Source organism: Mucilaginibacter sp. P1_A3, assembly GCF_056406855.1.
Genome location: NZ_JBFTZJ010000017.1, coordinates 85207 through 109695, shown reverse-complemented (window position 1 = coordinate 109695; position 24489 = coordinate 85207). Strand labels below are relative to the sequence as shown.

The following is a 24489-nucleotide window of genomic DNA, read 5'->3' as shown; positions in this document are numbered from 1 at the left end:
TGTCTAAAAATCTGATAGTCCGAAAGTCTGATAGTCCGAACGTCCAAACGTCCTAAAATCCGACGATCCCATCTTTAATCACCGTTCTTTTTGAAAGAAAATTGCGGTAGTTCTGCATCGGGTTTTGGTCATAAATGATTAGGTCGGCCTTTTTACCGGGCTCAATGGCGCCATATTTATTGGCCATTCCTAAAGCAGCGGCGCCGTTGATGGTGGCCATCTGGATGATTGAGGGAATCGTAAAGCCATATTGTGCCAATAATATCTGTTCAGACAGAACGGCCTTACCGCCATTGGGAACATCTGTCCCGATCCTGATCTTGATACCGCTGTCGTATACTTTTTTTACCAACGCCATGAGGCCCTTGAAATTATCGCGGTTACGCTGTACCCGTTCTTTACTTACACCTGTGTCCGGGCGATTACCGGGGTTGGAAAAATAAGTCAGCCCGAATTTTTCACCAGGGAGGTGAATAGTGGTAGAAAATGTGGCATGATGTTTTGCGAGCCTCCCGATCAAAGCATCTATCCTGTCGGGCATATAGTCAACACTCCAGCGGATTTCGTTCAGTGTAACTTCCCAGAAAGGTAAGGTCTGCCCTTTTCCTTTGCCGTAAAACCGGTCCATCCAGGCAACAAACGCTTTATCATCACTTTCCGTCCATGGCAGGCTATGGATTATGGTAAAGATATGCTCATAGTTTATCAAACCAATCCGGAGTGTGGTATCCATATTCATAATACCTTCATCAATATGACCGTACACCCGCATGCCTAAGCTGTCGGCTGTTTTAAAGGCAGCTTCAAATTCCGGCCTCCGTAATCGCCAATAGAGCTTGATATGCCGGATCCCCATCCGGTGATAGGCCAATATCTTTTGCCTCGCCGCCTCAGGAGATGCGACTGTGGTATGGCAGATATAAGGCTTGCGATCCTCCCGTGAGATGAATGCACCGCCTACCGTATAAATATCGGTATAATGAGGCGACGGATGTGTCGACCAATTTAAAACCGGGCCGAGCCATGTTTCGGGCTGCCCCATAATCATCACTGCGGTTACGCCAAAAGGCAGATAGTTATCAGAGAATTTTTTTCTTAAAAAGTTAAGCGAGTCTTTGGCCAGGTATTTTGGCGCGGCATCATAGTCGCCAAAGAAATGGGTTGGGTGAATATGCGCGTCGATCATGCCGGGCGTAACCAGTTTGCCACCCGCATCAATTGTCTTTTTGGCTTTAACAGGGATGTCGCTATCTGTTACTTCGGCTATGATATCTGCGTTAATCAGGATACTTCGATGCGTTATTACAATACCTTTCCCGGTGTCGAACACGCTGGCATTGATGACGGCCAGGTCATATTTCTTTACCGGTTTACAGGCCTGCAGTAACAGCAGCGCCATCAGGGCGAACAGTGTTTTCATCTTCCAGGTTTTGGTGTTCGTTAAAGGGGCGGTATTGTAACGCTTTCTGTATGCTTACATTCAGGGTAAATTTAATCATTCAGTTTTTTACATTCAATAAAAACACTGATTATAAGGGCATTATATCTAAATCTAAAAAAAACAAGCGCTTTGGCGGGTATTAGTTTCAATTCCTAACACATTGTCTGAATCAGAATTGACAGAATTAAAGAATGCACAGAATTCTATCGTAAGCTGAATATTCAACGTTCAAATAATTCTTCACATTCCTAAATGCGTTTAATCCAGGTTCAAACAAAATTGTCCGAACATCCAAAAATCCCGATACTTGATACTAACTACCTGATACTTTCTCCGGGCGTTCCCCTCCTGCGTCGGGTCAGGCTGTACGTTCATACGCCTGCAGGCCTTAAGCGCTTTGGCCGGTATCCACTGCCATCCTTAACGCATTGTCTGAACCGGAATTTTTCAGAATTAAAGAAAGCACAGAATTCTATCCTGAGTTGAATATTCAACGTTCAAATAATTCTGTGCATTCCTTAATTCGTTTAATTCAGGTTCAGACGAAATTGTCAGCACATCCAAAAATCCCGATACTTGATACTAACTACCTAATACTTTCTCCGGGCGTCCCGAATGCTGGCGCACGCGTGTCGCGTGTGCCCCGCTGATAAGTCTACGCAATGTCTTGACGCACATGCACCCCGTTATTTAAAGAAAACATTATAGCTTTATATGCAAACAAATTATTAATGAGCAGAAAATATAAATTTTTGAATAGAGAAGGCTTATACTTTGTAAGTTTTGCTACTGTTAACTGGATAGATGTTTTTACCAGGCCGATTTACAACGAGGTAATTATCGATAGTCTTAATTATTGCAAACAAAATTTAGGTATGGAGTTGTATTGTTGGTGTATAATGCCAAGTCATATCCATTTGATATACCGGGCAAAGGATAATAATCCCGAAATTATATTAGGCAGATTTAAAGAACACACTGCTAAACAATTAATAAAAACAATTACATCAAACATCCAGGAATCACGAAAAGAATGGATGCTATGGATGTTTAAAAGAGCCGCTGCGAAAAGCAGCAACGTCACAAGCTATCAATTTTGGCAGCATCACAACAAACCTATAGAATTATGGAGTGCTGCAGTGATTGAACAAAAGGCCGATTATATACATAACAATCCGGTAGAAGCAGGTCTTGTAATCGAGTCGTGGCATTGGAAATATTCAAGCGCCACAGATTACGCTAACGGTAAGGGTTTGATTGATATTGATTTTTTGTAGATATGAAGATGTGTGATGTAAAGTAACAATCAACCGACCAGGAACGCGGGGCACACGCGACACGCGTGCGCCAGCTTAGGGATTTTAAGACAATTAATGATACTAAGTTTAACGGGCAGATTAAAGCTAGTAAATTGCCCCAAAATACACAAAAACTACCGTATGACCCAAGTACAGGTCGGTTACAAAAACAATATGGAACAGCAACTAGATGTATGGTCACTGATAGTAAATAATGAGTTTGAAAAAGCTTGTGAAAAGGCCGATGAAGAATATAAAAAAAATCCTGTAGATACTTTGGATTTACGAAATAAAGTTTACGCACTACTTCATTTAAAAAGGTATGCGGATGTAATTTCTTTATGTGAGAAACTAATTGAATATGAAAAGGGTGAATCGGAGTCAAGTTTCGTATTTGGGGGTATTGCAAATTGGATTCTTGATAATGTAGACAAAGCAATTGAGGTGTGGGAACTTGCACAAAACAGTATTTATAAAGATGCAGCCGGAGGCGTAGGGACCCAAGTGTTTTTATATTTCGCCGGCATCAAAACCAACCAGGAGAAGTTGAAGGCAACTGCGATAAAAACGATTAAAAAATTACTCAAGTCTAAAAGATCTATTAACTTTCCGGGCCCGCTTGGTCATTATTTGATTGATAATATTTCTGAAAATGAAATGCTTTCAGGTGTATCTAAAGTCCCGATACTTAGAGAAAGGGAGTTGTCCCAAGTTCATTTTGTATCAGCAATAAAAAGGCTTGAGGCAGGTGATACAGTGGGTTATTATAAAAAACTAAGAGAATGTATTAGTTACGGTTCTAGATCATATCTATCACAGATGTATTACTTAGCTAAAGGCGAATTAGAATTGATGCGCTAATTACCAATGCTGGCGCACGCGTATCGCGTGTGCCCCGCTGACAAGTGACCACCATGCGCTATTCGTTTTTGTGTTAGTCTGCATGATTATGACACAAGCGATACGTTTGAGCCAACAACGAGGGTTTGAGTGACATTGATTTTTTGTAGATATGGAGGTGCGTGTTGTAAAATAACAATCAACCGGCCTGGAACGCAGGGCACACGCGACACGCGTGCGCCAGCAATGGCGATCACACAACTTTTGAATTAGTAGAAGAGTCTCCGAAAGGCTCTAGTTATAAATTATCATTTATTCGCTGCGCTGCCTGTGGTTGCGTTGTTGGGGTTACTGAATATTTTAATATCGGAACGCTTTTGAAAAAATTGGCGAAGAAACTTGATATTGATATATAAAGTAATTTATTCCCTATATATTTTTGTTGCGTAAACACCCTCGACTTGGATATCTTCTCAAGTCTACCAAACAGCGAATAAATTACTTGCTGCCCTTATAGACAATAAAGCCTCCCGTTACTAACGAGAGGCAGTTAATTAAATTTCATAAAAATCCCAATAAACCTTACTTACACTTCATTGGCTTACATGCCGTTCTACATTTTGGAGAAGTGCACTTGGGAGCTTCACCAGTAAAACTTTGCCCAAAATGTAAGTGATATAATTCTTTAGTTTCCTCAAAAGCATCAACTAAATTTTGCATATCCTGTTCATCCTTCATTCCGAAATATGGGAAGTGATGCATAAAATAGCCGAAAATCAATTCACAATCCTCAGCATATTTCTTCGTGTCCAATATGTGTTGATGCCAAAACATATCAACCATCTTATTAGGAACAATATCTTTTTCAGGATATGTTCTTTTTAATGCAAGAAATCTTTTGTACTCAAATTCTGCCTCATCACATTGATCAGCAGTCCAACCCAAACCTTCATCCTTGTCTTGAATTTTCAATTTAACCATTGTAAAATCCGTGTTTTCAATGTCAATCATAAACATTGTTAATACCTCATTCTCTTTAACCAATTCAATTTCCATATTTATTTTTTTATAATACAACAAATTTAAATACTAATTTTTTTAGAAACAATATTTAAATTACTAACATAATGTGCATTTTATTAACATATTGTTGAAAACAACAACTTTACTACTCAATTGATTATCAGCTATCAATATATATTTTTACAGATAAAATCTGGCTTTACGAGAAAAAATCATCCATGAACATAAACAATCGCTTAACAGTTAATATTTTAAACACGGAAGCTATAAATATTAATTTCGACAACTATATTAATTTAAATAATAAAGAAAACATTCAAATTGAAAATTTAAGCTTTGGGCTAAGCCCCAAAAATGATGTTGATGATTTAATAACTCATTTTGTAGTTTATATAACTAACAGCATCTTAAATAAGGATGAAATCTTCCCATTATTTAAGACAAGAACAACTTATCAAATCTCAAAGTTTAGCTTGTATCCTAATCAGGCTATTTTGGAAGAATATACTTTTGATGCATTTAATGAGCACCGAAATTTGTTTAATGAAGAAATTAAAAAATATCCAAATATCAAACCCAAAAGACTACAAAATCTTGTCCTTGAAAAGTTTGAGAAAACATTAAAAAAGGAGCTATCTATATACATAAACTCATAGTCCAATGCTATCCCCCTAACGCCCGCTCCCGCAAGCATTTTCGCTGCCGCAAGGGTCTTCCTTTGTGGCACGCTGTACAGAGACACCTCACAGAGCGGCTATACAGAGCCTTTATATTTTTAACCATATTTGGTATAAATATGCAAACCCCGATGTATTAATTTAATAACCCGGTTGTAGCTGGCTTTGTAGAAAACGACTACGAATATTTACATGCAATTCCAATAGTTATATAAAAATCAACAGATTGGTTAATATTACAATTACATAGTGGATTGTCCCAAAGGCATAGCGCAGACCTTGCAAACGGCCCACAAGGGAAGACCCTCAATGCTATTAAGTTAATGAGTTTCTCCCCCAGCGGGGGAATAGCTTTGTAGCAAAAAAGCCAAAATGAAGCTCCGTGCCAGAGGTATGGAACCTTAGGTAGCGTACCTCTGGCACGCAAAAGACAATTTATTCATGTTTTTCTACAAAGCTTTTGCTCCTCTGGAGCAACCCATCACTCTCCTAACTTAATAACATTGAGGGTCTTCCCTTGTGGCACGCTGTACAGAGACACCTCACAGAGCGGCCATACAGAGCCTTTATATTTTTAACCATATTTGGTATAAATATGCAAACCCCGATGTATTAATTTAATAACCCGGTTGTAGCTGTCTTTGTAGAAAACGACTACGAATTTCTACATAGCAACGCCAGTAATTATATGAAAATCAATGGATTGATTAATATTATAATTACATAGTGGATTGTTCCGAAGGCATAGCGCAGACCTTGCAAACGGACCACAAGGGAAGCCCCTCAATGCTATTAAGTTAATGAGTTTCTCCCCCAGCGGGGGAATAGCTTTGTAGCAAAAAAGCAAAAATGAAGCTCCGTGCCAGAGGTACGGAACCTTAGGTAGCGTACCTCTGGCACGCAAAGACAATTTATTTATGTTTTTCTACAAAGCTTTTGCTCCTCTGGAGCAACCCATCACTCTCCTAACTTCATAACATTGGAGAGACCCCTTGCGGTAGCGAAAGATGTTTTTGTAAAACCAAAAGCTTAAAATACCCCACAGCTTCGCGTTAAGGATGGAAGTGGATACCGGCCAAAGCGCATAAGGCCTGCAGGCGCATGAACGTACAGCCTGACCAGACGCAGGAGGGAAACGCCCGGTTAGCTGATAATCGATGTTTTCACCGCTAAATGTTGTTTAACACTTTTTTTCCTGATATGAAAAAAGCCAGGAGTTATCCGATACTCCTGGCAATCATTGTTCTGTTTATGCAGGAATTGAAAACAAGGGGATATTGAGGCCAGATGCCATGATGCGTGTTTTGCTGCGATGTACCATTGAGCCCCAAAATCCGTGCTGTTCGGGCACCATAATTAACAGGTCGGCTGCCATATTTTTAACCTCGTTGGCAATCCCCCCGATGATGGAATCTGATTTCACATTTTTATAATAGTAATCAATCCCTTCCAAACCATCGTCAATCCGGTTTAATGCCGCTGCATCAACGCCCATTTCTTTCAATTCTGCTACGGTTTGGTTAATTAAAAGCACTTCTACTTCGGCCTGAGTAATTAAGGCCACGTTTTTGATCTGTGCCAATATTTGTTCAGAAACTCCATTTAGCACATCACACGCAAAAAGCACCTTTTTGGGAATCTTGAATTTTGCATTGGCCGGCACCGCCAACACCGGCGACCGCAGCTTTTTGATAATGGATGTGGTGGTGTTTCCTAAAAGTTCCTGTTCAAGTGATTTTTCTTCCATTCCCATCACGATCATCTCGGGTTGGTATTCGGAAACCACTTCTTTAATGGCATTATCGATAAAGGAAAAAGTAGTCTTGGCGAGTACTTCAATTCCATATTCATTAGCAAGTAATAAAGCCTTTGATTCCAGGAGTATCCTGTTTTCATCTATTAATTCTTCAACTCCCGCCGCCGAAAGAAGTCCATTTGTAGCATGTACAGAGATGGCGAAATCATTTAACAGGATTAATTTATAATTGTTTAAGCGGGCTACGCCTGCGGCATACCTAACTGCGTTTTCCGCCAGATCTGTATAATCGGTAGCGGCTAATATGGTTTTCATAATATATATGATTAAAATTATAAAGGTCAAAATTACCTGCAATTATTACATCAATTGTTGTAGCAAGGTAATAATGACTTCATGAGCATCGCTGCAGCCAGCCAGTCATAATTAAAGCTAATAATTTCATAGCAAGCGATAACACAACCAGCGCAGCACGAGTATTGATAACCGTTACACCCCACAATAAAGCAAAAACCACTGATTGTCACCACCTTGTAAAGATGCTCCGTTTCCTTGAAAATATTTACTGATAAATTTTATAAATGACCGAAAGGTCATTTATATTTGTTCTGTTATTCAGAAAAGATCATGACCAAGGCAGAAAAAACCAAACAATTTATCATTGAGCAATCCGCACCCATCTTTAACAAAAAAGGTGTGGCCGGAACAGCAATGAGCGATATCATGGAAGCCACAAAGCTTGCCAAAGGCAGTTTGTATGTGCATTTTGAAAGTAAAGATGAACTATCATACGCCGCGGTTGACTATAACCTGAATAGCCTGGCAGAAAAAACCGGGGCCGCTATTAGCAAACAAAAAACAGCAAAAGGTAAACTCTCTGCGTTTCTTGATTTTTATGCCGATCCGTTTAATCCCCCCGTTGTGGGTGGTTGCCCTATGCTGAATTTCGGTATGGAAGCTGACGACACCAATCCCATTATCCAACAAAAAGTAAACAGGCATCTGCAAGCTTCGCCTCAATTACTTGCAGGTATTGTTGAACAGGGAATTAAGGGTGGTGAGTTTAAAAATGGCTGGAATGCAAATGAATTTGGTATAAAAATGTTCGCTATGATTGAGGGAGGTATATTATTCTCGCGTGTATCGGGGAATAAGGAACAGATGGGTATATTAATAAAGCTGATAAAAAAAGAAATCGAAGAAAATAGCATCTAATTTTTTTTAATCAATAAATGACCAATCGGTCATTTATTGATTAAAAACCTAACACCGGACATCACTGACATACAGAGCAATTCAAAAAAATAAAATAAAATAAAAACAATGGAACAGAACAAAACAGGGAATCCACAAGTGGACACCCAAATAGAAAAAGTACTATACACAGGCAAAACCCATACTACAGGTGGTCGCGACGGCGGCTCGTCCCGGAGCGATGACGGACATCTGGACATTAAACTTTCAGTTCCCGGCACCCCGGGTACTGATACCAATCCCGAGCAATTGTTTGCTGCGGGCTGGTCGGCCTGTTTCATCGGCGCAATGAAGATCGCGGCTGCCCAAATGAAGGTAAGGTTTCCTGCCGACGGAGCTGTTGATGCTGAAGTGGACCTGGGCTTAACCGGCGACGCTTACGCGCTGCAAGCCCGCCTTAATATCAGTTTGCCGGGATTGGACCACGAAGTAGCCCGGGCACTGGCCGATGCCGCCCACCAAACATGTCCTTATTCAAAAGCTACACGCGGCAATATAAATGTAGAGATTAACCTGATCTAAACCTGATAGTTTAGGGGATTGACCTGCCCGCATGTATAGGCAGGTTAGCCTCCCGGTACTGATGAAAACTTAAATAAAATTATTACTGCAATAAATAAAAACATGAAGAATAGAAAATTAATTCAGCTAATAAAGAGTGCTGTTACAGTGCTACTACTCGGACTGGGTATTGTATTTGTATCCTGCAAAAAGGATAGCACAGCTGTTAAAACTCCTGTTGGAGTAACTACCAATTACCATCAAACAGCCGTTACGCAATTTGTTACGGCAGATGGAACTAAATTTGCCTACCGTGTTCTGGGCGATAAAGACGGCATTCCCCTGGTGATGCTGCCCCCTTTGGGCAACTCCATGGATGACTGGGACCCGGCGATCACCAATGGCCTCGCCCAAAAATACAATGTAATCATTTTTGATATCCAGGGCACCGGGACATCCGGCGGCGCAACACCTGATAATATCCCCGATATGGCGACCGGGGTGGTCTCCTTTATAAAGGCATTGGGTTACAGCAAGGTTAACTTATTGGGCTTCTCTATGGGGTCATTTATCAGCCAGCAGATAGTACTTACCCAGCCGGCACTGGTTAATAAGATGATCCTGACAGGTACCGGCCCCAAAGGGAGCCAGGGACTTTCCAACCTTCCGAATATATTGGCTTCCGCAGCAGGCTTAAGTCCCGAACAAGTCTTTTTGGCCTCCTTCTTCGCCACTTCTGCTACCAGCCAGAGTGCAGGAAAAATCGCATACGAAAGGGTTCAGGAACGCCAGGCAGACCGGGATGCCCCGCTAAGTGGTGAAAGCTTCACCGCCGAGGTAAAAGCAGTATTGGGCTGGGCACAACCCTACCCTAACGCCCTAAAGGAATTGCAATCAGTAAAGCAACCGGTGCTGATAGCTCAGGGACAGGAAGATATCCTGGTACCGGTGGTGAATGCCATCAACATGTCTAAAAACCTGCCAAATGCCCAACTGATCGTTTACCCGGATGCCGCTCATGCTGCCTTTTTCCAATATCATGACGACTTTGTTCAAAAGGCTCTTCAATTTTTAGGAAAATAACAGTTTATATTATCAGTACCCGGCAGCTTTCTTTATTTTTTTAAAGGAGCTGCAATAACTACAGATCAGGTTTTCAGCCCGTTCAATGTATCTATACTTGAACGGGCTTCAGTATTTTAAACCCTTATGGTATTTACTTAAAAAATAATAAAACGGAAAAATCTGGTTCAGCGATGGAAATCAGCACGAAAAAGTAAAAATGTAAACAATTACATCATAATAAGTAGGATAATTACGGTTTAAGCTTTTACCTTTGCCGGCTAAATTTGAATATTTCAATTATGGCTGCAATTGATGTCCATCCATCGGTAAAAGCGATCAGAACTACCCAAATAGGTATAGGGATCAGTATTATACTGGTTTTTATAAAAGCCATTGCGGGTCATTTAGGGCATTCCTACGCCCTGATTGCAGATGCGACAGAAACAGGTGCAGACGTATTCAGCTCTACCTTATTGTGGATAGGGTTAAAAATTGCCATGAAACCGGCAGATCCCGAACATCCCTACGGGCATGGCAAAGCTGAGCCTATTGTATCAATTATAATCTCTTTTTTCCTGATGGGTGCCGCCGTATGGATTGCCTGGCACGCGATAACATTTGTAGCTACTCCGCATGCTATGCCAAAAAAATTTACTTTGTATATCCTTTTGGCGGTCATCATTATTAAAGAAGGCATGTTTAGATATGTGCTGAACGTAGGAAAGCAAATTGGCAGTAATGCGGTGAAGGCCGATGCCTATCATCATCGGAGCGACGCTATTACATCCATAGCGGCTTTTATTGGCATTGTTATCGCATTGATAGCCGGTAAGGGCTATGAAGGTGCGGATGATTGGGCCGCGCTTCTGGCATCTGGAATTGTATTTTATAATGCCATACAGCTTTTACGCCCCGGCCTGGCCGAAATTATGGACGCCGCTCCATCGGGCGAGATCGTAAACCAGGTGAGGGATTTGGCAGCCGAAGTTAATGAGGTAAAACTTATAGAAAAATGCTATGTTAGAAAGATGGGCTTTGATTATTTTGTCGACCTGCACATCCAGGTAGATCAACATTTGTCGGTTGCAGAAGGGCACCGTATTGCGCATCAGGCAAAAGATAAATTATTAGCAAGCAGTCTTTCCATCAGGGATGTGCTTATCCATATTGAGCCATTCTCCTAAAAAGGCTTATGGCTCAAGCGGCAGCCATGCGCTATCGTTTTTACGTTAAGATAGCTACAGCGTAGCTGCACACCTTCATCAATCTTGCCTGAATGTACCATCAGGCCATCTGCTGAACCCACTGACTTCGCCAGGCCGGCGCCTCGAAAGGATCTGCGAAATACTGAGTTTCGTGTACCACCTTACCGTTACTGAACTCCATTATGCTCACGGTGAATGCTGGTCGCCCCTGGTAGGTAATGGTGTACTCCGTGATCCAGAGATCACCGTTTCCAACAATCCGCCTTACATTGAAGCCTGATGGCTTACCCGGATGATGACTCCGCAAGGCCTGCAAATTGTTTCGCCCGAGGATTCGCTCGCCCGACTGGGGATAATCACAGATGGCATCATCGTTGTAAATATCATGTTCCGCGTTTACATCGCCCGCTGCCGACGCCTGCCAATGCGCATTCAAGGCTTCGCGTATTTGTTCTTCTTCCATATCCCCCTCCATTTATTCGGTTTTCCCGTTCATTGCAAGTACAGCCTGTGGCGATAGCGGGAAAAAGTTGTTAAATATTTCTGCCGTGCGACCTATGTGTATTTCAAATTCGTTGTTCTGCATGGCGGTAAGCAGGTCGTCGGCCACTTGTTTTGGAGGGATACCGTTGGCGGCACCGCCAATTTCTGCCGAAAACTCAGTATCTACCAACGGCGGCATCAGCTCAAATACTTTTACCGGGGTATCTTCCATCATGATGCGCAAACTATTGGTATACGAGTGTAGCGCGGCTTTGCTGGCGCCATAAGTGGGCAGGCTATTGGCCCTTGCAGCAAATGCCACTATGGATGATACATTAACAATGGCTGCTTCGGGCTGTTGTTTAAGCAGGGGCAGCAGCAATTCGTTCAGGCGGATAACAGACAGATAATTGGTTAGTATTTCTTCGCTGGCTTTGCCGAACGCGTTAATGCCAGGTATAGTCATATCGTAATAATTGGCGGTACCTGCGTTGTTGATCAATACGTTGAGCCCGGGAAAATCTTTATTTAGCTGCGCTACCAGTTTTTCTACGTCTTCGGCGTTTGTTACGTCGCTTACTATGGCACTGGTGTTTTTTAGTTTGGAGATGGCTTGTGCCATTCTTTCCTGGTTACGACCAGTGATGATGACCTGGTTGTCGTTTTCTGAAAACAGTTTTGCCATTTCGAATCCGATGCCGGCACTCCCGCCGGTGATGAGGATGGTGTTACTTGTTGTTTTCATTTGTGCATGTTTTATGGTTTTTTATTTGTTGAGTGAGTTGGATTGGTGCCACAATTAACAATCAAACAATATTGTTTGTGTGCAAGTAAATCACATTTACCGGCCAAACATTTATCCAAGAAACCAATTCACATTACCTGTACAAAATTTCGCACTTATGTTACAGTTTAACAATAGTTTATTAATTATCAAATGGTTATCCTGATATTTAGATAAACGATTTAATAATTAGGGTTGGGGAGGTTGATTAAAGGCAGCCTTCCCTTAATTATAAATGTTATCTGCCTGTCCCCCATCCAAAAAAGGATTGATGACCACACTCATAGGCCAAAATTCACTTAACTTCTTCAACAATTTCCGACCGAATAAGTTGCTGATAATATTTCTTTAATACTTTCAAATCGCTCACTGTGGCACCATGCTTTAGTTTCACATTATTAATTAATAACAAGGGCTTATCTCCATGCCCCAAAAAACCGAATTGTATAGCTTCAATGGTATCTTTTCCCCCATCCAAAACAACGTTTTTCATGATATAATAATCTGCCTTTGTCCCCGTATGTTGTGAGGTATCTGGGGTGATGAACAACCCCTTCGCCTTAAGTTTAGCTAAGGCTTGCTCCCCGGATATTTTCATTTTGTAGGATTTACCGATATGAATATCCCCGCCGGGTTGCATATAATAACTTATTGGAGGCGATGTGGCCATGAAAACTACGGCTGCCGGTATTACTATTAAATAGCCGGCAAAACTGCCCGAAATACGGCTTACCTTGTATTGATCAATCCGCCGAATAAGATATCGGGAGAAAGGAAGGATTGATAAGGCAATAAAATCGCTGTAATCAACTGTTCTGATAATGGGGATAAACGCAACTTTATTATAGATATCAATAAAACATGCTGAAACAGGCAATTTCCAAAAAATAAACAACAGCCCTGTAAGCAATACAGATACCCTGGAAAGCCGCGGAAACAGGAATTGCAGAAACATAGGAAAGATGAGTAGTCCGGCGAAATCAGATATTTTCCCTGTAAACCAATTGGAGAATTTCCACTTGAACAAATGGTCATTAAGCACTAATAATAGCAGCCCGGCAATAAAAATCCAATTGAAGATCAGGATGTGGTTTCGTGTTGTTGGATTTTGCTTAACCATTTGACGCCTTGAATGGATAAATTTAACGAAAAAATGGATTGACTTTTTTATCCCTGCATTAAAATTACTTAAATTAAAAAATATCTGGTTATGAAATAGTTTGTATGATGATGACAGGTGCGGTGTGTGTGCCGGCGGCAGGCTTATAATTTATTATAACGTCCACCAGGGAGGAAGTCACGAGTCATAATTTTATAATTTTTTCTTCCGTTAGGTGATCCCAAATTGCCAGATCGCTTGTAAAGCTCTAAAGCCAAATTGAGATTTTTCTCACAGCCTTCGCCTTTCTCGTAGAAACTTGCCAAATTATTGCAAGCCTCGGCGTGTCCTTTCTCAACTGCTTTAGTATACCAGTATACGCATTTTTTAGCATTATACATGGGATTGGGCATACCCAGAAAACCAATATCTTCATATTGTTGCCCCATATCAAATAAAGCCTCCACATGGCCCTGATAGGCAGCTATCCTAATAAATTTCAAATATTCGTCATACTTCCCCCTCCTCTCTTCTTCTGTTACACTACTTGACATTCCAATCAATGTTTCATTTACGAGCAGGGCTAAAGCATATATTTTTTGTCCTTTCATAATTGGATTCCTGGGAAGCCTGCCATTCCAATGCAGGCAAGTGAATACCATACAGTATTCTTTTTAAAATTACCCTACTGACTAAACGAGGCAAATTAATTACCCGTCTCAACTATCTTATTAACGGTATTAATCACTTCGTTTATTTTTCTGTCAAGTTTATTTGCGGCACCGTCTAATAAACTTATTACTTCATCGGGTAAGTTATAAGATTCATCTTTAATTACGTTCACCATCCCCATTATGGACGTTAGAGGCCCACGGTACTCATGTGCCTGGATATAGGCTATATTTATTAATGATTCATTTTGATCTATGATCTTCAATTCCTGTAGTTTTCGCTCGGTAACATTTTGTATTAAATAGGACACGCCTATAATTTTATCATCATTGTTTTTTGCCGGTTCAAAAGTTGCCTCCCAGTAAATTAAGCCGTGCTTATGATAGTCTGTTTTACCTTCTGCTACAGATTTTTTTCCGGATAAGGCTAAATTATACTTTTTTAAAAACGCGTTCTTAAAACCCATATCTATGAAACTGATCATCTGGCAACCAATATTTATTTCGGCATTATGGATTCGTTTAAGAAAATTATAGGCTGTTTTATTAAAGTCCAACACTTCGCCCCTGGCACCCAACAGAACATGAAAGCTGGAAGAGCTTTCAAAAAACGACCGCAACCTGGTTTCGGCATGTTCAATTATTCTTCTCTGCTCTGCTACCTCCGCCGCATGTTTGCTGAGTAAATCGCGGCTTACCTTAAGCTCCATAATGTTGATAGCCTGCCTTGAAAGTATTTCAAGCATTAGCTGTTGATATTTATTTAACTCATGCGGTTGCATGTCAACTACGCACAGTGTTCCCAGACGAAATCCATCACGTGAAATCAATGGCGCTCCGGCATAAAACCGAATATTAGGATCGTTAACAACCAGCGGATTATCAACAAAACGAACATCATTCAACATATCGGGAACTATCATAATCCCGTCATCCTCGATAGCATGGCTGCAAAACGAAAATTCCCGCGGAAGAACTGTTTCATCGGTGCCGAGTCTTACTTTCAGCCATTGCTTATCCTTATCAATAAGCGTAATCAAAGCAACCGGTGTTTCACAAATTTCGGATGCCATTAAGGTGAGCTGTTGTAATTCGTTGTCGAGCTGTAAATTATAATTTACAAATCGTTCAACAGCTAATAATCGGAGAGCTTCACTCATTAAAATACGATGGAGGAATAAAGTGAAAATATCTATAATTATATTGGATAAAAAAATTAAAATCAGCAATTTATGTTTTGCCGAAGATATTAGGGACAATAGTATCTGGTTTAAGTCAATGTCAGCATTCTCGCTATGAGGATGCCTTCCATTTAAATCAGTTCAATTTTTACATTCAATCAATCTCAGTCTTTTTTTGCTACTGTACCTTTATGTCATCAATTAACCGGGCATCTATCAGCTCATAAAAACAAAAAAATGAAACTGCTCACATTATCCATCAAATTTACGGCCACTCCCGAAACTAAAGATGAATTTAAAAGGGTTATAACTGATCTTTTCCACGTCATAAGCAAAGAATCCACCTTTGTAAATGCGACCCTTCATGAAGGGCTTGAAAAACCAGAAGAATTCCTGGTTTACGAAACATGGAATTATAGCATGGAAGATTTTTTAAGTATCCAGATGAAGAAACCCGAGGTTGTGGCTTTTGAAAAAACCCTGGCAAACCTGGGCGTTACACGCGAGCCGACAGCATATACGCCATTTGCTCATTTTGATACACACCAAATAAACAAATAATACAATGGCAACCCTAACAGCAGAACAATTGCTTAAAAAGCATTTGGAAATATGGAGCGAAACCGATGCGGAAAAACGCAAAAGCGGCATAGCGGAAATTTACACCAATGATGTGGAATTTATTGACCCGTTTTCACTCTTTGCCGGCACCCGGGAGCTTGACCATTTTATTGATGAACTGCAAAGCAAAAATCCGGGATTTGTATTTACGCCTGCGGGTGCAGTGAATAGTCACCACCATATTGCCAGCATATTTTGGCATTTTGGGCCTCCGGATAAACCAGATACTGTTACAGGGCAGGATGTGGTAGTGCTTAAGGATGGGCGAATACAAAAGTTATACGCTTTTATTGATGGATTACAACCCCAATCTATATAAAAACGGAAAGCAGAAACATTTAAAGCCATAAGCATGTAGTACCCTGTATGCGGTACCTGGCTTTGTTATTTATTGTTGCTGTGGCATTGAGCGGCTGCCATGGTTGTGGCAAAGAGGCGTTGGTGATTGGTTCGGCGAGCGGATTACGCCGTGATACCCTGCCGCCCCCGCCACCCGACAGCGCCGGTTTTGTAACCCGAGTAGTTACCGGGAGTACAACACCGGCTCAACTAATTGCATTTGCCCAAAGCCTGCAGGGTATCCCTTACCTGTATGCCTCTACTGATCCTGCGCGTGGCTTTGATTGCTCTGGCTATATTACCTATGTTTTTAACCATTTCAATATTGCTGTACCACGGCGCTCGGTTGATTTTACATATGTAAACCGGCAGATTCCCATTGCCCAGGCCAAAACCGGCGACCTGGTGCTTTTCACTGGCCTCGACAGCGCGCTGCGGGTGCCGGGGCATATGGGTATCTTAAAAGTAAGCGCAGATAAAACGCTCACTTTTTTGCATTCCACATCCGGCAAGGCCCAGGGCGTAACCGAAACGCCTTTTAACTCCTACTACAACGGCAGGTATTTAAAAACCATCAGGGTGTTTGCGCAAAATGACCACTAGTTTTTGGTCGCAGGCAACGACTATATATTGAAATAAACCCGAAATCCGTTTTCATTTTGTGGAAAATAAACCTTCTTTCCATTTGCTATTTTGCTAATTTTATTAGCAATTTTGTTTTATTAAATACAAAGGCAAATGGAAGAGTACGCAATAACGATAGAGGACGGGTTAACCATTGTAGAGCGGCTGCATAACCCGTTTAAAATGAGTGTTAAAAAAAACAGGAAGCCGCTGCCGGAAACTAATTCGGCTTTGCTGGAGGCTACGTTATATATTGAAGATGGTGTGTTTGTGAAAGATAGCAGCTACCTTTTTGAGGCTATTGACAATCAAAACCTACCCATAAGCGCGGATGTAAATATTGATCATTTTAAAGCCGCGGTTGATTATTTTTTTACCAGGGTACTTAAAACAGAATACTATTTGCAAACCATACCCCGGTGCAGTACCCTATGTACAAAAGAGTTGAAACTTTTCCTGTTTGAATAGCCATGGCCGAAGCTTATTTAAACGAGATTTTCCCGATTTTGGAGGCCGGACTGGTAGATTGGGTTATGAGCAATCCCAAAACCAACGAAAACATTACGGGCAAAAACGCCAGGCAGCTGTTTAGGCTCAATCTGCATACCGGCCTCACTATTGATCTTACGCGCTTTAATGAGGATTATTATTTTACCGCCTTTGCCTACGTGCAGGGCGAAAAAAATCAACTGCTATTTGTAAAAAAGGCATTGTTGATTATAAAAGATGGCCTGCTAAGAAACGGAAAGGCTACCCTTAAACTCAACGTTATGCTCAAAAACCGTATGCGCACCACCACCAAAAGTTATTTTATTCACGAGGGTTTTCGTTAGGTGAAACAAGGGACGAAGGGCGCAAGCAGAGAAATCGCGTTTTAAATTAATAGTGACTTTCACATTAGCCTGAGGAGTTCGAAAATTAAAAAGCAGACGTCGTGCCGAATTTATTTCGGCATCCCACAGGATATTCAAACCTGCAAGGTCTACGACCTGTCTACAGCATGCCCATCCCGCGCTTACTTGCATGTGGGGTGCCGATCCGTCAGCCGACGGACGGCATGACGCGGTGGTGTTTTTAAAAAGCGATTTTCCAGGGGATGAAAGGGAGAACAACAGAAAAAAATCTACATAACTGCAATTATTCTGCTATAAAAGCAAGCTTCACATTTTTATAGGCCGGCTTTTGTAATTGCAGTTTTAGCTTTTTAAAGCTTTCTGCCGGGCCCTGTGTTACAAACATATTGCTTAACCATGCGGGGATGCTACCTCCCGGATCGGCATGCAGGGTGTATACAATTTTTACCTGGTGCTTGCTTATAGGGGTAATCACCCATTTGCCTTTTGAATCGGCAACGCGTACTGTTTTGGGTTTTACCGGCACCATATCGGCCACGCAAGGGGCATCAATGGTAATTACCTTGGTTTCGGTATCCTGCGATACCTTGATGTGGGCAATAAAATCGCGGTTTTGTACGGGCCAGGGCACTTCAACAACCGAGTAATAATATAACTCCGACGGCGACACCTGCTTTACAATATAGTTTGATGAGGTATGATACAACCAATCCTCACTGTTTTTTACATCCAATAATACCGCTACCAACTGTGAAGGAGTGGCATCAAAAGAGCACTCCACCTTTATGGCCTTAATGCTTGAATTGGCTACTTTACGGGTAAAAATCTTTACGCCATCGTTATTGGTTTTTAATACCCAGTTCTCGTCGCCCTGCGCTAAAGCAACATTTACTATCAGCAGTAATAATAAGGTTAGTTTTTTGTACATGTTTTTCATTGAGTTTCGATATTCAATGTAACAAATCTATATACAAAACAGGCCAAATGCTCATTTTACCTGTCAACACAGGGTCATTTGCTCATTGGGTTAACATAAATGTGAAATTGGCGTGGCAATTGGGTGTGTCGGGGCTGTGAGTTTATTTTGTTGTGATGGCATTGCCCCCTTAGTTGCCACGGTACAGACGTCGAACACTTTTATTGAGATAGTGGCTTTAAAACAGAGCGCAGCCAGCCCCCATGAGGGAAATAAGCCCCCAACTGAATATCCAGGTAATCCACCAAACAGTAAACCGGCAATAGTAGGCCCGATGGCAATATAAATTTATTCATTTCGCAAACTCTTCACCGGGTTCGCCATACCAGCCCTAATGGTTCGGAAACTTAAGGTAAATAATCCTGTTAGCAGCATCCCTGCGCCGCTGATAACGAATACCCACCAGCTAATAGCTACATGGTCAGCAAAGCTTTCCATCCATTTATTTACGGCGTACCATGCAATCGGCGTTACTATGATAAAAGCCAATAAAATAAGCGATATCAATTCAGTTGATAGCAGGGTTACTATTTGAGCAACGCTTGCGCCAAATACTTTGCGTATGCCTATTTCCTTTGTTCGTTGATTGGTGGTGTAAATGGCAAGTCCTAACAGCCCGAGGCAGCTAATCAATATCGAGAGACCCGTTGCCCAGGTAAGCAGGGTTGATGTGTGTTGTTCTTCGTCGTAAAATCTGGCTATCGTGTCATCATAAAAATGGCAATCGAAATCATCGTCGGGATAAGCCTTCTTCCAAACCTTTCCCATATTTGTAATTGCGGTTTTCCACTCACTACCGCCTGCGGTTTCAGGTTTCAAACTAACATGTAAGGTCATCATTGGCCGGGGGATTGGACTTCCTGATGTTATGATTGATGGATAAATGGTGGAATGCAGCGACCGCTGATTAAAATCGGCAACTACGCCAATAATACTAATATTTCGGCCACCAAACCAATTCAACTGCTTCCCGATAGCTTCATGGGGGTTAGTAAAGCCTAATAATTTAGCGAAAGTATTGTTGATGATGATGGCTTTCCCAGTGTCGGCTTCGGTTATGTTTCTGCCGGCAAGCAATTTTAGCTGATATATTTTGATGTAGTTTTCATCACCAGACTTAACTATTATTTCTTCTGTTGTAATTTGTTTTTTTCCATCGTTATAAGTCATACGCGTCCTGTTAAATGCATCAGCCGAAGGTGGGTCATTACCCAAACCCACAAGGGCAACCTGCGGCATCAACCTAAAATCGTTCAGCAATACCAGGTTGGTGCTGGCCTTACTGGTTTGCCAGGGTGTATTAATAACCAGGATGGCATCCTTTTTAAACCCGAGGTTTTTATGCAAGGCGTAATAAATTTGTTGGCTTACCAAAATGGTAGCCATTATAAAAAATTGGGCTACGACAAACTGCGAAACCGTAAGCGACTTACGGAGCCACGCGTTCCGCGTTTTATTACTATTGCCCTGCACCTGGTTTTTTAGCACCGATGCCGGCTTGTAGCCCGATAACACAATTGCGGGATAAAAACCCGACAAAATACTTATCACAATAGTTAATATCAGCAGGAAGAGTATGATATCCGGCTGCAGCATATTCGCATGAATATCCGGGGATATAACGTCGGCAAACATTTTTAAAATAATTGGAGCAAGCAACACCGATATGCAAACCGCAAAGAATGTTATAAAAAATGTTTCGCCTAAAAACTGAACAACTAATTGCATCCGGCTGCTACCCAAAGTTTTGCGGATCCCAATTTCTTTTGCCCTTTGGGCCGCCTGGGCGGTAGTTAAATTCACATAATTGATACATGCCAGCAACAACAAAAAGATAGCGCTGGCCAATAATCCGTAAAGTGTTGTTTTGCTGGCTGGCCATGAGAAATTAAAAATATTGTAGTCGGGATTGAAGTGAATATCATCCAATGGCTGCAAGGCCAGATCCACGATGGGTGCAGGCATTTTTTGTTCGGCACGCGGCGGATTACTTTTCCTGAAAATGGTATTGATCTGCTTTACAACCCCGGGTAACGGGGCGCCAGGCGCCAGCTTTACAAAAACCTCTGATGCCGAAGAGATTCTGTCCCAATTGTTTATATGCAGATCATCAGCTAAATGTTTATTAGTTGTGGCGGTACTAAAGGAAATAAAATCGTGAAAGGTAAAGTCGCTATTTTCGGTAAACGTTTCAACTATACCACTGACTGTTGTCTTAAGGGTATCATATATAACTACTTTACCAATCATTTCATGATAGGATAACGAGGGGAAGTAAAGCCTGGCTTGTTGGGATGTTAACACTACCAGGCCGGGCGCATCAAGCGCGTGTTGCGATGAGCCGGCAAGCCATGCATAATTAAAAATTTTAAAATATTGCTGATCGACAAGTGTTATCCTGTCCGGATCTTTGAACCGTTTTTGTGCGTTTTTATCTTTGTCGATATAGACAAAATGAGGCGACAGTGAATATACCGGCGTAATTTTCTCTATTCCTGTGGCCTGGCTTTTAATCGCATCCGCCAGTGGGCCAGGTCCGCCACTCGAATAAATTTTATGCCCCTGAGATGATATATTCATAACAACGCGGTAAATCCGGTCGCTGTCCTTGTGAAATTTATCAAATGTAAAATCGTAGTGTACAATAAGGTAAATGACCAGGAAAGCGCTTATACCTATGGATAAACCGATAATATTTATCAGTGTAAATAGCTTATGCCTCCAAAATCCGCGGAATGCAATTTTAAAATAAGTTTTAAACATACGACTGCCGGTTAATTTTTCATGTGTCCACCCCGGAGGGTTTACATGGCTCAATATTAGCGGCATATGCTGAGTAAAACCTCTCAAGTTATAATATGGGAGAACTTTTTGAATACGGTTTTTATATTCCAAAGGGGTTTCACCTGTAAATTGCTTAAAAACACGATGGAAACTACTTTGTGAATTAAAGCCCGATTCATAAGCAATACCAAGCAGCGTGATATGATCATAGGATGGGTTCTGCATTTTAAGGGCAACCTCGCGAACACGGTATTCATTGATAAAATCGTTGAAGCTTTTTTTGAAAACTGTGTTAATAATTCGGGATACTTCATGAGTATGCAATCCGAGTTTTTCAGCAAGAGAGCTCAGGCTTAACTCCGCATCCCGGTAGTAGCCTTTTTCCTTTACTTCCATTTTTAACCAGGATCCTTTTAGCTTCAGATCTGCCGGTAATAATAGCTTTACTGTAGTATCCGTCTTCTCAGAAGTTTCTGCTTTTAAATGGCTCTTTGCAGCAATCCAAATGATCAGGGATATGAAAAGAAGGTACAAAGGAAAATAATGCTGTGCTCCTGATTTATCATGGTAATAAAAATAGTCAACCGCTGTAAACGGTATCCATAGTAACCATAGCATGCCGAATACGGTAAGCAAACGATCAATCCATAGTAACTCGTTGCGGTAACGGTCACCCCCATTAAATTTTAACCGCTGGTAAAAGCTTCCTATCTGCCTGTGAGCCAGGTAAATGTAAATCGTGACCGAAACAAACGCCAGCAGTTGCAATACCGGGTTCACTTGCTTAAAGGCCGGCGTTTCATAAGTAGCTGCACCGGTATTTATACTATCCCTGACTTCCAATGCCTGAGCACCCAATTCCAGCAGCAACGGACTAAAATGCAGCAGATCCTTAGACCGGAATTTATATTCCGGCCGGGTTATTTTAAGCACGTAAAAGAAAATAAGGGGGCCAAGGGCAAGCGAAAATTGCAGCGGCAGCAGGCTCCAATTAGTAATATAAGTTGACAGTCCGATGTCGATACCCAATATCCGGGCTATCCACAAAACAATCGTAACCATTGCCAGGGCCAAAAGCCGGTTTGCAGCCCGGTTTATTTTTGGGGTGAACCATAAAAGCAGGACAAAAGTGAGCGCGATAAAGATCGTACCAAAGAGAGCCAGGTCGTAGGTATTAACATGGAAAGTATAGGTATCCATTTGAAATATTATAACTCAATCGCTGTTACAAACTTATAACATCGTAGTTTTAAAAAAATGGTAATGACGAGATAACTAAGTATTTACCTGCCTTATTTCCCTTTTTTTAGTCCTCAATGGCCTCAATACCCTGTTGTTTAAGTTTCTCCAGGTGATCTTTCATCGCATTAAGCTGTTCCGGAAGATGTCCTTGCCAATCCGCGACTTCTCCAATGACCCGAAGTGGACTCTTAGTGCGGTATGACCTGGTGGGATTACCCGGAAACTTCTTATCCGTTAAATTGGGATCGTCTTCAAACAATCCGGTTGGTTCTACTATATAGATTCTGCCAGGTCCTTCACCGGCAGCGAGTTCTGCACCCCAGGTTGCTGCATCTAAGGTGGCCGTCAGGTAAACAAACCTGGCCTTATTTCGTTGCCCATAGTTTGAATTAAAACCGGGTTCAATAAGGTCACCATGTTTTAGATTTGCCTTAGTGCCGTGATAGAGCGTTTCTGAAGTTTGCTTTGATTTGTCCATTCAAATTGTTTTATTTCAATTCTTCCTTAAAATCTTATCCATAGTCCTTCCTTTTGCTAATTCATCAATCAGCTTATCTAAATAACGAATTTTTTGCATGAGTTTGTCCTCAATTTCCTCCACTCGATAGCCGCAAATTACACCTGTAATTTTTGAAACATTTGGATTTATCTGTGCCTGGGCAAAAAAGGTTTCAAAGTCAGTTTTATCGTCGATATGCTTTTGCAGTGTTTGTTTATCATATCCTGTTAGCCAAAAGATGATGTCTTCCACCTCAGCTTTTGTGCGACCTTTTTTCTCGGCTTTTTGGATATAATGCGGATAAACACTTGCAAAAGACATTCTGTATACTCTTGTATTATCCATCTTACTTGTATTAATAATTAAAGTTAAATTTTTTCTCAGCAAGTAGTGAGGGCTGCGAAAACATGATGTTGAAAATTTTGTCTTGCTGGGTCTTTCAGCGGAGGCCCCGCCGGGACAAAAAATACAGATGTCGAACTCTTTTATTGAGGATGTGAAGAAAATTGTAGCTTTAAATAATATACTCCGATAAAATATTAACATTTTCAATCTTCAATGACATTATCCGAAACAAAATATACACCTGATCAAAAGGAATTCCTTAATTATCTTAAAGAAATAGGAGCAGTATTGGATACTGTTATATTTGATACCGGCAAGTTGTCAAATAATATTTATGCAGTTTCAAAAAATGCTGCGAAAAATGGAATTGAAATTTTGGGCAAAGAATTTGAAACCCACTTTAAACTAACCAACCCCAACGTGGATGTTGGTGAATTCTTTAAATTTCGAATCTTACCTGATGAGGAATTACAGGGAGAAGAAATAAGTTTTACAAATTTTATTGGCGAAGGGTACCACTTAGAAACTGGAAAAGTTAATGTGTTTTCTTACGATCGTGAACAAAAAATCATACACCACAAAGTTGAAAATGGACTTGCTAAAGCGCTAATAAATCCACCTTATTCTTTACAATTTAGAAGATCAGAAGATTTTGCGAGTAAAAATTATGAAGAAAACGAAAGCCTTTTTTTTTCTGAAATTATAAAATCCTATTTAAACAAAATTCTACATGTGTATTGGCCCTCGGATTCGAACTTTTTGAAAATAATATCTTGGTCTGATAACTGGACAAACTATTTCGATGATGGGAAAGAATGGTGGGGAACATTTTGCTGGACAATATACGATTCGAGAAAAAACATTATAACATTCATTGCGGCATCTTCAACCGATTAAGTTATTATTTTTCCTTGTTATAAAAACGCC

At 41.0% G+C, this 24489-nt stretch carries 27 protein-coding genes; 13 read left to right on the top strand and 14 right to left on the bottom strand.

Annotation, left to right across the window (positions count from 1 at the left end; translation table 11 throughout):
- Nucleotides 1-52 precede the first annotated feature (52 nt).
- Entirely contained in the window at nucleotides 53-1420 is a 1368-nt protein-coding gene (locus tag AC1D0K_RS29020) for an amidohydrolase family protein (protein ID WP_477395573.1), read from the bottom strand.
- Nucleotides 1371-1499 (bottom strand): hypothetical protein, encoded by a 129-nt coding sequence (locus tag AC1D0K_RS29015; protein ID WP_477395575.1) that lies wholly within the window; start codon nucleotides 1497-1499, stop codon nucleotides 1371-1373. The genes AC1D0K_RS29020 and AC1D0K_RS29015 overlap by 50 nt, the downstream gene beginning before the upstream one ends.
- A gap of 673 nt (nucleotides 1500-2172) precedes the next feature.
- On the opposite strand from AC1D0K_RS29015, the gene AC1D0K_RS29010 reads away from it, so the two are divergent.
- Together AC1D0K_RS29010 and AC1D0K_RS29005 are read left to right on the top strand one after the other, a co-directional pair.
- Nucleotides 2173-2718: an REP-associated tyrosine transposase gene (locus AC1D0K_RS29010; RefSeq protein WP_477395577.1), complete on the top strand. Its 546-nt coding sequence runs from the start codon at nucleotides 2173-2175 to the stop codon at nucleotides 2716-2718.
- Nucleotides 2719-2880: 162 nt separating this feature from the next.
- Nucleotides 2881-3600, top strand: coding sequence for a tetratricopeptide repeat protein (locus AC1D0K_RS29005; protein ID WP_477395579.1), 720 nt, complete (start codon nucleotides 2881-2883; stop codon nucleotides 3598-3600).
- Nucleotides 3601-4161: 561 nt separating this feature from the next.
- Here AC1D0K_RS29005 and AC1D0K_RS29000 read toward each other — a convergent pair.
- Nucleotides 4162-4635 carry a glycine-rich domain-containing protein gene (locus AC1D0K_RS29000; protein WP_477395581.1) on the bottom strand — a complete coding sequence of 158 codons (474 nt, stop codon included), beginning with the start codon at nucleotides 4633-4635 and terminating at the stop codon, nucleotides 4162-4164.
- A gap of 185 nt (nucleotides 4636-4820) precedes the next feature.
- Here AC1D0K_RS29000 and AC1D0K_RS28995 point away from each other — a divergent pair, with 185 nt between their 5' ends.
- Complete coding sequence (locus AC1D0K_RS28995; protein ID WP_477395583.1) at nucleotides 4821-5258, top strand: hypothetical protein; 438 nt, start codon at nucleotides 4821-4823, stop codon at nucleotides 5256-5258.
- A gap of 1270 nt (nucleotides 5259-6528) precedes the next feature.
- Here AC1D0K_RS28995 and AC1D0K_RS28990 read toward each other — a convergent pair.
- Nucleotides 6529-7350 carry a universal stress protein gene (locus tag AC1D0K_RS28990; protein WP_477395585.1) on the bottom strand — a complete coding sequence of 274 codons (822 nt, stop codon included), beginning with the start codon at nucleotides 7348-7350 and terminating at the stop codon, nucleotides 6529-6531.
- A gap of 312 nt (nucleotides 7351-7662) precedes the next feature.
- Between AC1D0K_RS28990 and AC1D0K_RS28985 the strand changes: the two genes are divergently transcribed.
- From AC1D0K_RS28985 to AC1D0K_RS28970, 4 genes are all read left to right on the top strand, one after another.
- Nucleotides 7663-8250 (top strand): TetR/AcrR family transcriptional regulator, encoded by a 588-nt coding sequence (locus tag AC1D0K_RS28985; protein ID WP_477395587.1) that lies wholly within the window; start codon nucleotides 7663-7665, stop codon nucleotides 8248-8250.
- Nucleotides 8251-8358: 108 nt separating this feature from the next.
- Nucleotides 8359-8811: an organic hydroperoxide resistance protein gene (locus AC1D0K_RS28980; protein ID WP_477395589.1), complete on the top strand. Its 453-nt coding sequence runs from the start codon at nucleotides 8359-8361 to the stop codon at nucleotides 8809-8811.
- Between the two features lie 102 nt (nucleotides 8812-8913).
- A complete protein-coding gene (locus AC1D0K_RS28975) occupies nucleotides 8914-9873 on the top strand; it encodes an alpha/beta fold hydrolase (RefSeq protein WP_477395591.1) in 960 nt (319 codons plus the stop codon).
- A gap of 281 nt (nucleotides 9874-10154) precedes the next feature.
- The gene (locus AC1D0K_RS28970; RefSeq protein WP_295712302.1) at nucleotides 10155-11039 is read left to right on the top strand and encodes a cation diffusion facilitator family transporter; all 885 of its coding nucleotides are present in this window, start codon (nucleotides 10155-10157) and stop codon (nucleotides 11037-11039) included.
- A 100-nt stretch (nucleotides 11040-11139) separates the two neighbouring features.
- Here the strand turns inward: AC1D0K_RS28970 and AC1D0K_RS28965 are convergent, their stop codons facing one another.
- The 5 genes from AC1D0K_RS28965 to AC1D0K_RS28945 all read right to left on the bottom strand — a co-directional run bounded on the left by AC1D0K_RS28965 (nucleotide 11140) and on the right by AC1D0K_RS28945 (nucleotide 15257).
- Nucleotides 11140-11523 carry a nuclear transport factor 2 family protein gene (locus AC1D0K_RS28965; protein ID WP_477442652.1) on the bottom strand — a complete coding sequence of 128 codons (384 nt, stop codon included), beginning with the start codon at nucleotides 11521-11523 and terminating at the stop codon, nucleotides 11140-11142.
- A gap of 12 nt (nucleotides 11524-11535) precedes the next feature.
- Nucleotides 11536-12288 carry an SDR family oxidoreductase gene (locus AC1D0K_RS28960; protein WP_477395596.1) on the bottom strand — a complete coding sequence of 251 codons (753 nt, stop codon included), beginning with the start codon at nucleotides 12286-12288 and terminating at the stop codon, nucleotides 11536-11538.
- Nucleotides 12289-12622: 334 nt separating this feature from the next.
- Complete coding sequence (locus tag AC1D0K_RS28955; RefSeq protein WP_477395598.1) at nucleotides 12623-13447, bottom strand: hypothetical protein; 825 nt, start codon at nucleotides 13445-13447, stop codon at nucleotides 12623-12625.
- Nucleotides 13448-13590: 143 nt separating this feature from the next.
- Nucleotides 13591-14037: a tetratricopeptide repeat protein gene (locus tag AC1D0K_RS28950; RefSeq protein WP_477395601.1), complete on the bottom strand. Its 447-nt coding sequence runs from the start codon at nucleotides 14035-14037 to the stop codon at nucleotides 13591-13593.
- 95 nt (nucleotides 14038-14132) lie between these two features.
- Nucleotides 14133-15257: a GAF domain-containing protein gene (locus AC1D0K_RS28945; protein WP_477395603.1), complete on the bottom strand. Its 1125-nt coding sequence runs from the start codon at nucleotides 15255-15257 to the stop codon at nucleotides 14133-14135.
- Nucleotides 15258-15515: 258 nt separating this feature from the next.
- On the opposite strand from AC1D0K_RS28945, the gene AC1D0K_RS28940 reads away from it, so the two are divergent.
- The 5 genes from AC1D0K_RS28940 to AC1D0K_RS28920 all read left to right on the top strand — a co-directional run bounded on the left by AC1D0K_RS28940 (nucleotide 15516) and on the right by AC1D0K_RS28920 (nucleotide 17695).
- Nucleotides 15516-15839: a putative quinol monooxygenase gene (locus tag AC1D0K_RS28940; RefSeq protein ID WP_477395605.1), complete on the top strand. Its 324-nt coding sequence runs from the start codon at nucleotides 15516-15518 to the stop codon at nucleotides 15837-15839.
- A gap of 4 nt (nucleotides 15840-15843) precedes the next feature.
- On the top strand, nucleotides 15844-16218 hold the full coding sequence (locus AC1D0K_RS28935) for a nuclear transport factor 2 family protein (RefSeq protein ID WP_477395607.1): 375 nt from the start codon (nucleotides 15844-15846) through the stop codon (nucleotides 16216-16218).
- 47 nt (nucleotides 16219-16265) lie between these two features.
- A complete protein-coding gene (locus tag AC1D0K_RS28930; protein ID WP_477442647.1) occupies nucleotides 16266-16841 on the top strand; it encodes a C40 family peptidase in 576 nt (191 codons plus the stop codon).
- Nucleotides 16842-16976: 135 nt separating this feature from the next.
- Complete coding sequence (locus AC1D0K_RS28925) at nucleotides 16977-17330, top strand: hypothetical protein (RefSeq protein ID WP_477391817.1); 354 nt, start codon at nucleotides 16977-16979, stop codon at nucleotides 17328-17330.
- 2 nt (nucleotides 17331-17332) lie between these two features.
- Nucleotides 17333-17695: a hypothetical protein gene (locus AC1D0K_RS28920; protein WP_477391816.1), complete on the top strand. Its 363-nt coding sequence runs from the start codon at nucleotides 17333-17335 to the stop codon at nucleotides 17693-17695.
- 304 nt (nucleotides 17696-17999) lie between these two features.
- Here AC1D0K_RS28920 and AC1D0K_RS28915 read toward each other — a convergent pair whose 3' ends face one another.
- From AC1D0K_RS28915 to AC1D0K_RS28895, 5 genes are all read right to left on the bottom strand, one after another.
- Nucleotides 18000-18644, bottom strand: a complete 645-nt coding sequence (locus AC1D0K_RS28915) for an START domain-containing protein (protein WP_295712273.1) — start codon at nucleotides 18642-18644, stop codon at nucleotides 18000-18002.
- A gap of 209 nt (nucleotides 18645-18853) precedes the next feature.
- Nucleotides 18854-18988, bottom strand: coding sequence for a hypothetical protein (locus AC1D0K_RS28910; RefSeq protein ID WP_477391815.1), 135 nt, complete (start codon nucleotides 18986-18988; stop codon nucleotides 18854-18856).
- Nucleotides 18981-22676, bottom strand: a complete 3696-nt coding sequence (locus AC1D0K_RS28905) for an ABC transporter permease (RefSeq protein WP_477391814.1) — start codon at nucleotides 22674-22676, stop codon at nucleotides 18981-18983. The genes AC1D0K_RS28910 and AC1D0K_RS28905 overlap by 8 nt, the downstream gene beginning before the upstream one ends.
- Before the next feature lie 106 nt (nucleotides 22677-22782).
- Entirely contained in the window at nucleotides 22783-23196 is a 414-nt protein-coding gene (gene arr, locus AC1D0K_RS28900) for an NAD(+)--rifampin ADP-ribosyltransferase (RefSeq protein ID WP_477391813.1), read from the bottom strand.
- A gap of 15 nt (nucleotides 23197-23211) precedes the next feature.
- Entirely contained in the window at nucleotides 23212-23562 is a 351-nt protein-coding gene (locus AC1D0K_RS28895; protein ID WP_477391812.1) for a DUF2200 domain-containing protein, read from the bottom strand.
- A gap of 213 nt (nucleotides 23563-23775) precedes the next feature.
- On the opposite strand from AC1D0K_RS28895, the gene AC1D0K_RS28890 reads away from it, so the two are divergent.
- Nucleotides 23776-24459, top strand: coding sequence for a hypothetical protein (locus AC1D0K_RS28890; protein ID WP_477391811.1), 684 nt, complete (start codon nucleotides 23776-23778; stop codon nucleotides 24457-24459).
- Nucleotides 24460-24489 lie beyond the last annotated feature (30 nt).